This window comes from Achromobacter insuavis, from assembly GCF_902859645.1.
Lineage (GTDB): Bacteria > Pseudomonadota > Gammaproteobacteria > Burkholderiales > Burkholderiaceae_B > Achromobacter > Achromobacter insuavis.
This window is the reverse complement of sequence record NZ_CADIJR010000126.1, coordinates 1-11251: the sequence shown is the minus strand read 5'-3', so window position 1 is coordinate 11251 and position 11251 is coordinate 1. Positions and strand designations below refer to the sequence as shown.

Sequence of the window (11251 nt, the reverse complement as noted above, 5' to 3'; positions counted from 1 at the left end):
GGCCGGGTGGCGGCGCTGGGCGGCGGCGCGCGCGACCAGCGCATGGCGCGCATGCTGGCGGGCTTTCTCGGCCACGCGGTCGAACGCTGCGGCGACGACGAGACGGGCGCCCGCGGCGCGGCCGGCTATGCGGCCCTGTCGCAAGGGCTGGACGCCGCCGATTGCCTGCCGGCGCCGTGCGAGCAGGTGGCGCCGGATCCGCATGAGCAGGCGGCCCATACCGATTTCTACGGACAGTTCCACCGCGTGGTGGAGAGCCTGGCGCCGGCCTTCGGCCAACTCTCGGGAGCGGCGCGATGACCCCCGGCGCCTCGGTCTACGCGCGCCCGGCGGCGCTGGCGGGCCGCCATTTCTCGACCGTGATCGTCGGCGCCGGCGTCAATGGCGCCGGCGTGTTCCGCGACCTGTCGCTGCAAGGCGTGGATTGCCTGATCGTCGACAAGGCCGACATCGCCGCCGGCGCCAGCAGCGCGCCGTCGCGCATGATCCATGGCGGCCTGCGCTATCTGGAGAGCGGCGCGTTCTCGCTGGTGGCCGAGGCCACGCGCGAACGCAACCTGTTGCTGCGCAACGCCGCGCACCTGGTGCGGCCGCTGGAAACCGTGGTGCCGCTGTCGAGCCGCTTCGGCGGCCTGGTGGGCAGCGTGCTGCGCTTCGCGGGCTTCAGCGCCTCGCCCGGCGCGCGCGGCCTGTGCGTGGTGGGATTGGGCCTGCGGCTGTACGACCGGCTGGGCCGGCGCCAGCGCGTCATGCCCGAGCACCGCATCGCGCGCGTGCCGGCCGCCGACGGCGCGCTGTTCGGCGCCGCGGTGCGCTGGACCGCGACCTACTACGACGCCTGGATCCGCCATCCCGAATGGCTGGTGCTGGAGCTGATCCACGACGGCCATCGCGACCAGCCGGCCTCGGCCGCCGCCAACTATTGCAGCGTCACCGCCTGCCAGGGGCGCAGCGTGACGCTGCGCGACGAACTCACCGGCGAATCGGTGCGGGTCACCGCCGACACCGTGGTCAACGCCACCGGCGCCTGGCTCGACCGCTCGGCCAGCGCGCTGCAAGGGGCCGGCTCGCGCGTCATGGGCACCAAGGGGTCGCACCTGATCCTGGACCATCCCGCGCTGCGCGACGCCCTGCGCGGCCGCATGGCGTATTTCGAGGCCTCGGACGGCCGCGTCTGCATCGTCTATCCGTTCCTGGACCGGGTGCTGGTCGGCTCCACCGACATTCCGGTCGACGATCCCGACCAGGCCGCCACCGAACCGGCCGAGGTCGACTATCTGCTGGACGTGTTGCGCGAGGTCTTTCCGCGCCTGGATTTCGGTCCCGGCGACGTGGTCTACACTTACGTCGGCGTGCGGCCCCTGGCGCAGTCCGGGGCCGACAAGCCCGGCCAGATCTCGCGCGACCACGCGGTGGCGATCGACCCGCCCAATGGCGCGCGCGAGGTGCCGCTGGTGTGCCTGGTGGGCGGCAAGTGGACCACCTTCCGTTCGCTGGCGCAGGCAGCGGCCGACGCGGTGCTGCGGCAACTGGGCCGCCCGCGCGCGCGGTCCACCGAAAGCCTGGCCATCGGCGGCGGCGCGGATATGCCCGCCGACGCGCCGGCCCGGGAACGCTTCGTCGACGGCATCGCGCAGGCCAGCGGATTGGGCCGCGCGCGCGTGGCCGAACTGGTCAACCGCTATGGTTCCCGCGCGCAGGCGCTGGCGGCGCGTTTCGCCGCCGAAGGCGACGCGCCGCTGCGGCACGCGCCGGACCATTCGGCGGCCGAGGTCCGTTTCCTGTGCCGCGAGACGGCCGTGCAGCACCTGGCCGATCTGGTGATCCGCCGCACGCTGCTGGCCATCCGCGGCCGCGTCACCGCCGCGCTGGCGGCCGAGCTGGCCGCCATCGCCGCGGCCGAGCTGGGTTGGAGCGCGGCGCGGCGCGAGCAAGAATTGCAGGCCTGCATCGATACGCTGCGGGACCGGCACCGTGTTCAATTTTCCGCTTCGATTCCAAGTCCCATCACGTTATGAGCAGCCTTACTCCGACCGAAGACACCGTGCTGGACCGCAGCGCCGGCGCCCCGCTATGGACCCAGTTCCGCGACGTGGTGCGCGGCAAGATCCTGCAGGGCGAGCTGGCCGTGGGCGCCAAGCTGCCGACCGAGGCCGAGTTCGGCGAGCAGTACGGCATCTCGCGCATCGTGGTGCGCGAGGCGCTGGCCGACCTGGTGCGCAACGGCCTGATCTACAAGATCCGCGGGCAGGGCGCGTTCGTCTCGGCGCGCGAGCGCGACGAGGACTTCGTTTCGACCGTGCTGGGCTTTTCCGATGAGATGGAGCGCAAGGGCCGCACCGTGCGCACCCAGGTGTTGCTGCAGGAACTGCGCGCGCCAAGCGAACGCGAGATGACGTCGCTCGGCCTGGCCGAGGACGCGCAGGTCGTCGCGCTCAAGCGCCTGCGCAGCGTCGATGGCGAGTTGCAGCTGCTGGTGGAAACCGCGGTGCCCGCCGACCTGGCGCCGGGGCTGAATCGCACCCGCCTGGACAACCGCTCGCTTTACGATGTGCTGCGGCGCCAGTACGGCCTGCGCATCGTGCGCGCCGAACGCTGGATCGACGCGGTGCTGCCGGATGCGGAGACCTGCGCCTTGCTGGGCATGACCGAGCCCGAACCGCTGCTGCGCATCGAGTCGATCGCTTACGGCGCCAACGGCCGGCCGCTGGAGCATTACCGCGCGCTGCACCGCTGCAAGTCCAGCCGCCTGCACGTGCAGACCACGACCTGAAGCCGGCCGGCCCGCGGGGCGCGGCATGCCCATGGCGCGGGTGGACAGTCCCTGATGGCCGATCCTGCGGGGAAGGGACCGCGCTTCAGGCCGCGCCGGTCGCGCGCAGCACCCACCACGCCAGTCCCACCACCACGGCCACCAGCACGATGCGGCGCAGGCCGCTGCCGCCGCGCGGCACCGCGCCCGGCGCGGATGCGTCGACGCCGGATGCCGCCGCCGAGGCGCCGGCGGGCGCCGCGTCGCGCACGTCGGGGATATCCGTTTCCATGATGAATTCGGGCTTGGCCTGGCTGGTCGGCGCGTCCGCGCCCATCAGGCCGCCAATATCCAGGCCGGCCTCGCGCAGCGTGTCCCACAAGCCGTCGTGGGCCAGGCCGTTGCGCAGCGCTTCGATGCGTTCGCGTTCCTCGCGCGGCACCTCGTCCAGGCTGTCGTAGCGGCGGCCATTCACCGTGACCGCGCCATCCTTGATCTCGACATTGAACGGCCCGTCGCCATCGTCGCCGGCGTAACGCCATTGCTCACTGACGCGGGCCCCGTCGCCGAGGCCCGCGCCGCGCAGCGCCTCGATGGCGTCGCGGTGTTCGCTCGACAGGCCGCTGGATATCGTCCAACTGCGGGTGGTGGTCGTGCTGCGCCAGGTATTGTTCTTTTCCGTCATCGAATGGTTTCCGTGAGTAACGTTTGTTATCCGGCGGCAGGCGGGCCAGCGCGGGCCGCGCGCGCACTCGCGCACTATACAGAGCAGGGGCTGTTTTGCATTCTTCTGACAGTGTCCTTAATGCAAAAGTAAATCCCAAGTCAAGAAAATCGATCTGATACGGTCGGGAGAGCAGATCAGTTGGTCTGAAAAGCGCATAATGAGGGCCACCTTTCCTTGCGTCCCTTTTCAAGGATCGGCCTGCTTTTCAGTAACGAAGAAGAGCGTGTTGTCACCAGGGCGCCGCCCGGCAGTTCGTGTTTCCAGAGTTCATGTTCGGCTGCGCGCTAGGACGACTTGGAATTTTCACGGAGATGTCCATGACAGAAGACACAAAGCCGCGCAGGCGGTTTCTGCAGGCGTTGGCCATCGTGCCGGCCTCGACGCTGGCGGCCGGCGTGGTCGCCGGCTGTAGCAACGCCGCCGATGGCGGCGCGGCCCGCGCGGCCAAGGCCTACGAGCCCACTTACTTCACCAAGCCCGAATGGAACTTCATCGTGGCCGCGGTCGATCACCTGATCCCCGCGGACCAGTACGGTCCCGGCGCCATCGAGGCCGGCGTGCCGGAGTTCATCGATCGCCAGATGGAAACGCCTTATGGCCACGGCAAGCTCTGGTACATGCAGGGGCCGTTCCATCCCGACGTGGCGCCCGAACTGGGCTACCAGCTCAACCAGAACCCGCGCGAGGTCTACCGCCACGGCATCGAGGCCTGTGACGCGTGGTGCAAGAAGACCCACGGCAAGCTCTATGCCGAACTGGACAAGCCGCAGCAGGAACAGATCCTGAAGGACCTGCAGGCCGGCAAGATCGAGTTCGAGACCGTGCCCGCCAAAACGTTCTTCAGCTTCCTCCTGGGCAACACCAAGGAGGGCTTCTTCGCCGATCCGATGTACGGCGGCAACAAGAACATGGTGGGGTGGAAGATGGTGGGCTTCCCGGGCGCGCGCGGCGACTACATGGACTGGGTCGACCAGCCCAACGCCAAGTACCCCTACGGGCCCGTGTCGATCTCCGGGGATAAGGGGTAAGCCATGGCGATCAAGAAAGACAAAGTGGACGCGGTGCTGGTCGGGTTCGGCTGGACCGGCGCGATCCTGGGCCAGGAACTGACCGAGGCCGGCCTGCACGTGCTGGCGCTGGAACGCGGCGCCATGCAGGACACCCCCAAGGACGCGGAATATCCCAAGGTGCTGGACGAGCTGGCGTACTCCGTGCGCGGCAAGCTGTTCCAGGACCTGTCCAAGGAGACCGTGACGATACGGCATGGCGTCGACGACGTGGCCGTGCCGTATCGCCAGAATGGCTCCTTCCTGCTGGGCACCGGCGTCGGCGGCGCGGGCTTCCACTGGAACGGCATGCACTACCGCACGCTGCCCGAGGAGCTGGAACTGCGCACGCGCTACGAAACGCGCTACGGCAAGAGCTTCATTCCCGAAGGCATGACCATCCAGGACTTCGGCGTCACCTACGACGAACTGGAGCCGTACTTCAGCAAGTTCGAATACGTCTGCGGCACCTCCGGCAAGGCCGGCAACCTCAACGGCCAGATCGTCGAGGGCGGCAACCCGCTGGAAGGCAAGCGCAGCAAGGAATTCCCGCTGCCGCCGCTGGCCAACACCTACGGCGCCCAGCTGTTCGAGAAGGCCGCGCGCGAAGTGGGCTTCCATCCGTATCCGGCGCCCGCGGCCAACGCCTCCGGCCCATACACCAACCCGTACGGCGTGCGCCTGGGCCCCTGTAATTTCTGCGGATTCTGCGAGAACTACGGCTGCTACATGTATTCGAAGGCCTCGCCGCAGACCACCATCCTGCCGGTGCTGCTGAAAAAGCCCAACTTCGAACTGCGCACCCACTCGCACGTCATCAAGGTCAACCTCGATTCGACCGGCAAGAAGGCCGTCGGCGTGACCTACATCGACGCCCAGGGCCGCGAGATCGAGCAGCCGGCCGACCTGGTGATCCTGTCGGCCTACCAGATGCACAACGTGCGCCTGCTGCTGCTGTCGGGCATCGGCAAGCCCTACGATCCCAAGACCAACGAAGGCGTGGTCGGCAAGAACTACGCCTACCAGATGAACGGCGCGGTCAACGTGCTGCTGCCCAAGGGCACCCAGCTCAACCCGTTCGTCGGCACCGGCGCCGGCGGCGTCGGCATGGATGACCTGAACGGCGACCAGTTCGACCACGGCCCGCTCGGCTTCGTCGGCGGCGCCAGCATCCGCCACGTGCGCTACGGCGGCCGTCCCATCAAGATGACGCCCACCACGCCCGGCACCCCGTCCTGGGGCACCGCCTGGAAGGCCGGCGTGCAGGACGCCTACCAGCGCTACATGACCATCGGCATCTCCGGTTCGGTGATGTCGTACCGCGACGCCTATCTGTCGCTGGACCCGACCTACAAGGACAGCTTCGGCCAGCCCCTGCTGCGCATGACGTTCGATTGGCACGACAACGAATTCGACATGCTGGGCTACATGGGCAAGCGCATGGAGGACGTGGCCAAGGCCATGAAGCCCGAGAAGCACTTCGTCGCCGTGCGCAAGAAGGGCGCGCGCTACGACACCCGGGTCTACCAGAGCACGCACAACACCGGCGGCGCCATCATGGGCGCCAACCCCAAGGAAAGCGTGGTCAACAAGTACCTGCAGAGCTGGGACGTGTCCAACGTGTTCGTGATGGGCGCCTGCGTGTTCCCGCAGAACATGGGCTACAACCCGACCGGCCTGGTGGGCGCACTGGCGTACTGGGCCGCGCAAGCGATCCGCGACCAGTACCTGAAGAACCCCGGCCCGCTGGTCCAGGCGTAAGGAGCCGACAATGATGAAGAAAACCATTGTTGCCGCGCTCTCGATCCTGGCTTGCGGCACCGGCTGGGCCGCCGACGGCACGCCCGCCACCGCGGATGCGCAGCGCATCAAGCAGGGCGAATACCTGTCGCGCGCCGGCGACTGTATCGCCTGCCACACCGCCAAGGACGGCAAGCCGTTCGCCGGCGGCCTGGGCATCGAGTCGCCGCTGGGCACCATCTATTCCACCAACATCACGCCCGACAAGGACACGGGCATCGGCAACTACACGCTGGAGGACTTCGACCGCGCCGTGCGCCATGGCGTGGCCAAGGATGGCCACTCGCTGTATCCGGCCATGCCGTATACCGCTTACGCCAAGGTCACGCCGGATGACGTCAAGGCCCTGTACGCCTACTTCATGCACGGCGTCGAGCCGGTCAAGCAGGCCAACAAGGACACCGACATCACCTGGCCGTTGTCGATGCGCTGGCCGCTGGGCGTGTGGCGCTGGATGTTCGCGCCCGATGTCGTCACGGCGCCGGTCACCGCCCCGGCCAGCGACGCCGACAAGGTGGCGCTGCTGCGCGGCCAGTACCTGGTCGAGGGCCTGGGCCATTGCAGCACCTGCCACACGCCGCGCGGCTTCGCCCTGCAGGAAAAGGCGTTGACCGACGCCGACGGCTCGGCCTTCCTGTCCGGCGGCGTGGTCGAGGGCTGGCTCGCCAAGAACCTGCGCGGCGACATGACCGACGGCCTGGGCAGCTGGAGCAAGGAGGACATTGCCGCCTTCCTGAAATCCGGCCGCAACGGCCACTCGGCCGCGTTCGGCGGCATGGCGCAGGTGGTGCAGGACAGCACCCAGCATCTGACCGACGCCGACGTCAACGCCATCGCGGTCTACCTGAAGAGCCTGCCGCCGGTGAACAAGAACGCCACCAAGCCGCTCGCCTACAACGACACCGTGGCGCAGGCCCTGCGCACCGGCAAGGATACGAGCGACGGCGCCATGACGTTCCTGAACAACTGCGCGGCCTGCCACCGCAGCACCGGCAAGGGCTACGCGGAGACCTTCCCGCAGCTCGCGCTGAGCTCGACCGTGAACTCGGCCGATCCCGCCTCGCTGATCCACATCGTGCTCAAGGGCGCGCAGATGCCGGGGACCTCGGCGGCGCCCACGGCGTATGCGATGCCGGGCTTCGACTGGCGCCTGACCGACAAGGAAGTCGCCGACGTGGTGACCTTCGTGCGCGCCAGCTGGGGCAACGAAGGCGCGGCGGTCAGCGCGTCGGACGTGGCCAAGGTCCGCAAGGACGTGGGCGCGGCCAAGGCGCCGGTCAGGTAGGCGGCCTTGCCGGCAGGCGGCAAGCCTGCGTTGTTCCCAGATTCGCCCGCTTCGCCGGGCGAATTTTTTTTCGGCCTGTCGAGGGATCGCGCCGGGTTCAGGCTACAGTGGCTGGTGCATGTGGATCGAGGATGGATCGGGTATGGCCGACGAAGGCAGATTGCTAGATGACAACGCGGTGTACAGAACTTTGCTGGAGTCGACCAAGGCGATTCCCTGGAAGATCGATTGGGCCACGATGAAGTTCGCCTATATCGGTCCCCAGATCGAGGCGCTGTTGGGCTGGACGGTGGATAGCTGGGTGAGCGTCGAGGACTGGGCCATGCGCATGCACCCGGAAGACCGCGAGTACGTGGTGAATTTCTGCGTCTCCCAATCCCGGGCCGGCGTCGACCATGAGGCCGACTACCGGGCGCTGACCAAGGACAACGGTTATGTATGGATCCGCGACGTTGTGCACGTCGTGCGCAACGCCAGCGGCGAGGTCGATGCGCTGATCGGCTTCATGTTCGACATCACCGAGCGCAAGAAGACCGAGGAAAAGCTGCTGAACCTGCAGAAGGAGCTGGAGGACCTGTCCTTCAAGGATGGCTTGACGAACATTGCCAACCGGCGTCGCTTCGACAGTGGTTTTGAACGGGAGTGGGAGCGCGCGGGCAACGAGCGCAAGCCGCTGTCGGTGTTGTTGCTCGACGTCGATTTTTTCAAGCAGTACAACGATCTCTACGGCCACTCACAGGGCGACCAATGCCTGGTGGAGATCGCCCAGACGCTGAGCCTGGCATTGGACGGGCCGCGCGATCTGGTGGCGCGCTATGGCGGCGAAGAGTTTGTCGTGCTGCTGCCCGAGGCGGATGCGGAAATCGCGCGCAAGGTTGCCGAACGTTGCCAGCGCTTGCTGCAGAAAAAGGCGATCGTGCATGCGCTGTCACCGCATGGCAGGCGGGTCACCGTCAGCATCGGCGCGGGCACGGTGGTGCCCGATGGGCGCGCGGACCGCGCCGGCTTCATCAGGACCGTGGACCAGCAGCTGTACGCGGCCAAGAACAACGGGCGCGACCGGATCGAGCACGTGCGGTGGGGGGCTGCTTGAGGCGATCCGGGCGATCCGGGTGATCCGGGCGGGCAGGGTGGCGCGGGCGGGCTGCGGGCTGGCAGCAGCATGGCCCCAGGCGCCGCGCGGCCTACAACGGCCGCTCGTAGCGCCGCGCCTGCACTTCGATGCCGCCGATCTGGTCGCTTTCGGTGCCGGTGTTGCGCCAGCCCTGGCGCTCGTAGAAATCGATGGCGCGGGTGTTGCCTTCGAGCGCGTACAGATACAGCCGCGACGCGCCGCGGGCGCGGGCCCAGGCCTCGGCCTGCGCCACCATCAGCTTGCCGGCGCCGGTGCCTTGCCAGGGCGGCAGCACGTGCAGGTTGTCCAGCAGCACCTCGCCGGGATGGCCGCGCTCCTGCTTGACGCAGACGAAGCCGATCGGCTGGCCGTCCTGTTCGGCGATGAACACGGCCTGCGCATCGGTGTCGGCCTCGCGCATCTGGTCCTGCCAATGGACCATGCGGTTGTCGGCCAGGCCGGCATCGAGAAAGCCGTCCGGCAGCAGGCCGCGATAGGTGACGGCCCAGCTGGCCGCGTGCATGGCGGCAATGGCGTCGGCGTCGCGGGCGGTGGCCTGGCGCAGGGTGACGGCGGAGCGGGACATGGATTCCTTTCGGGGCGATGGAGGAGGATCCGGCCTGGCGCGTGGCCAGGGCGATCATGCTGCCGGAGGAGTTTGACAGGTTTGGCGGCGTCCAGCATCATCGTGCCATGAACCGTCCGCGCCGCCCGTCCGCCCTGATTATTCGCCCCGCTGGGACCTCGGTGGGGTAGCGCGCGTCGGATCATCGCTACATCAACCCGCCAATGGCGGGTTTTTTGTTGGCCCGCCCATTGGTCTTTTCCAGAGGCAGTCCATGCAATCGAACGCGTCTTCCGTGTCATCCCCCGCCGAACCGGTGCTGCATTTCCTGTGCGGCAAGATCGGCGCCGGCAAGTCCACCCTGGCGGCGCAGCTGGCGTCGCGGCCGCGCACCGTGCTGATCAGCGAGGACGCCTGGCTGGCGGCGTTGTATCCGGGCGAGATCCGCGAGGTGGCCGACTATGCCCGCTGCGCCGGCCGCCTGCGTCAGGCGATGGGCGGCCACGTCGCCGCGCTGGCGGCGGCGGGGCTGTCGGTGGTGCTGGATTTTCCGGCCAATACCCGCGCCAGCCGGGCCTGGCTGCGCGAGGCGGCGCAGGCCGCCGGCTGCCGCCATCAGCTGCATTTCCTGGACCTGCCCGACGCGGTCTGCAAGGCGCGGCTGCGCGCGCGCAACGAATCCGGCACGCATCCCTTCACGACCAGCGAGGCGCAGTACGACGCGATCACGGCGTATTTCGTGGCGCCGCAGGACGATGAGGGGTTCGAGATCGTGCGTCACGCATAGGTATAAGCCGAGGGGGCGGCGAGCGAGTCGGCCTGCTATGATTACTGGATAAATACCCAGTCACTCGTTCCGGCCGATGTTGCCCCCGCACCGTTACTACTACCTGCACAATTTCCAGCGCGCCCTGGCGTGGGTCGGCGAACGCTACGCCGACCTGCTGGATGACCGCGAACGCCGTTTCATGGCGGACTTCGCGGCCTTGCCGCAAGCTTCGCAGGCGTTGCTGGTGCGCATGCTGATGCGCCGCGGGCCGTGGTTCCGCGCCAGCCGGCTGGTCTACGAGGAAATCCCCGACACGGCCGAGGCCGCCGCGCCGCTGCTGGCGCTGGGCTGGCTGGACGCCGACGCGCCGATGACGCTGGACGAACTGTTCGGGCTGCATACGCGGCCCGAACTCGACCGGCTGTTCGCCGCCGTCCGCCCCAGGGGCGCGGCGCGCAAGGCCGATCTGCTGGCGGGCCTGCGGGCCAGCCAGCCCGAGGCGCAGCCCTATGCGGGCTGGAATCCCGCCGCCGCTCCCGGCGGCGCAGGCTTGGATGGCGCGCCCGCGCTTGCGGCCGGCCGCGGCGCCGCCGGGCCCTCCGATCCGGCCTGGCGCGTCGCAGTGGCCGACCTGTGCGAGCGCCTGCGCCTGATGTTCTTCGGCAACCTGCACCAGGACTGGTCAGAGTTCGTCCTTGCCGACCTGGGCGTGTTCCAGTACGAGGCGGTGCCATTCGAGCCTTCCTCGCGGGCCTTCCAGGCGCGGGCAGACGTCGACCGCTACCTGGCCCTGCACGCCTGCCGCCAGGCGCTGGACGACAGCCCTGATGTCGATTCGCTGCTGCAGGCGGTGGCCGACTGCGCCAGCGGCAATGCCTGGCTCGAAAAGCGCCGCGCCAAGGTGCTGCTGCGCCTGGGCCAGGCCTGCGAGCGGGCCCAGGATTGGGAGGCCGCGCAGCGGGTGTACACGCTCTGCGCCTACCCCGGCGCGCGTCATCGCCGCATCCGCGTGTACGAACGCATGGCGCGCTTCGACGCGGCGCTGGCGCTGGCCCTGCAGGCCGAGGCCCGGCCCGAAAGCGAGGAAGAATCCCAGCGCCTGGCGCGCATGCTGCCGCGCCTGCGCCGCAAGCTGGGGCAGGGCGCGCCGCGCGGCGCGGCCGCCCCGGTCACGCGTTTCGACCTGGCGCTAG

At 68.6% G+C, this 11251-nt stretch carries 9 protein-coding genes and 2 pseudogenes; 9 read left to right on the top strand and 2 right to left on the bottom strand.

Annotated features, from left to right (window positions below):
* From H0523_RS30450 to H0523_RS30440, 3 genes and pseudogenes are all read left to right on the top strand, one after another.
* Positions 1–300, top strand: a pseudogene (locus H0523_RS30450) (FGGY family carbohydrate kinase); the annotation flags it as partial.
* Entirely contained in the window at positions 297–2018 is a 1722-nt protein-coding gene (locus H0523_RS30445) for a glycerol-3-phosphate dehydrogenase/oxidase (RefSeq protein ID WP_054434678.1), read from the top strand. The pseudogene H0523_RS30450 and the gene H0523_RS30445, both read left to right, overlap by 4 nt.
* Positions 2015–2773 (top strand): GntR family transcriptional regulator, encoded by a 759-nt coding sequence (locus tag H0523_RS30440; protein ID WP_054434680.1) that lies wholly within the window; start codon positions 2015–2017, stop codon positions 2771–2773. Before H0523_RS30445 ends, H0523_RS30440 begins: the two co-directional genes overlap by 4 nt.
* A gap of 85 nt (positions 2774–2858) precedes the next feature.
* On the opposite strand, the gene H0523_RS30435 is transcribed toward H0523_RS30440, so the two are convergent.
* Positions 2859–3437 carry a hypothetical protein gene (locus H0523_RS30435; RefSeq protein ID WP_054434682.1) on the bottom strand — a complete coding sequence of 193 codons (579 nt, stop codon included), beginning with the start codon at positions 3435–3437 and terminating at the stop codon, positions 2859–2861.
* A gap of 359 nt (positions 3438–3796) precedes the next feature.
* Here H0523_RS30435 and H0523_RS30430 point away from each other — a divergent pair, with 359 nt between their 5' ends.
* The 4 genes from H0523_RS30430 (at position 3797) to H0523_RS30415 (ending at position 8703) form a co-directional block, all read left to right on the top strand.
* Positions 3797–4507, top strand: a complete 711-nt coding sequence (locus tag H0523_RS30430) for a gluconate 2-dehydrogenase subunit 3 family protein (RefSeq protein WP_054434736.1) — start codon at positions 3797–3799, stop codon at positions 4505–4507.
* Positions 4508–4510: 3 nt separating this feature from the next.
* Positions 4511–6286 carry a GMC family oxidoreductase gene (locus H0523_RS30425; protein WP_054434684.1) on the top strand — a complete coding sequence of 592 codons (1776 nt, stop codon included), beginning with the start codon at positions 4511–4513 and terminating at the stop codon, positions 6284–6286.
* 10 nt (positions 6287–6296) lie between these two features.
* Positions 6297–7610: a c-type cytochrome gene (locus H0523_RS30420; RefSeq protein WP_054434686.1), complete on the top strand. Its 1314-nt coding sequence runs from the start codon at positions 6297–6299 to the stop codon at positions 7608–7610.
* 142 nt (positions 7611–7752) lie between these two features.
* Complete coding sequence (locus tag H0523_RS30415) at positions 7753–8703, top strand: sensor domain-containing diguanylate cyclase (RefSeq protein WP_054434688.1); 951 nt, start codon at positions 7753–7755, stop codon at positions 8701–8703.
* Positions 8704–8794: 91 nt separating this feature from the next.
* On the opposite strand, the gene H0523_RS30410 is transcribed toward H0523_RS30415, so the two are convergent.
* Positions 8795–9310, bottom strand: a complete 516-nt coding sequence (locus tag H0523_RS30410; RefSeq protein ID WP_054434690.1) for a GNAT family N-acetyltransferase — start codon at positions 9308–9310, stop codon at positions 8795–8797.
* Between the two features lie 253 nt (positions 9311–9563).
* Here H0523_RS30410 and H0523_RS30405 point away from each other — a divergent pair, with 253 nt between their 5' ends.
* The gene (locus H0523_RS30405) at positions 9564–10076 is read left to right on the top strand and encodes a P-loop nucleotide/nucleoside kinase family protein (protein ID WP_054434692.1); all 513 of its coding nucleotides are present in this window, start codon (positions 9564–9566) and stop codon (positions 10074–10076) included.
* A 76-nt stretch (positions 10077–10152) separates the two neighbouring features.
* Positions 10153–11251 (top strand): annotated as a pseudogene (locus H0523_RS30400) (VRR-NUC domain-containing protein); the annotation flags it as partial.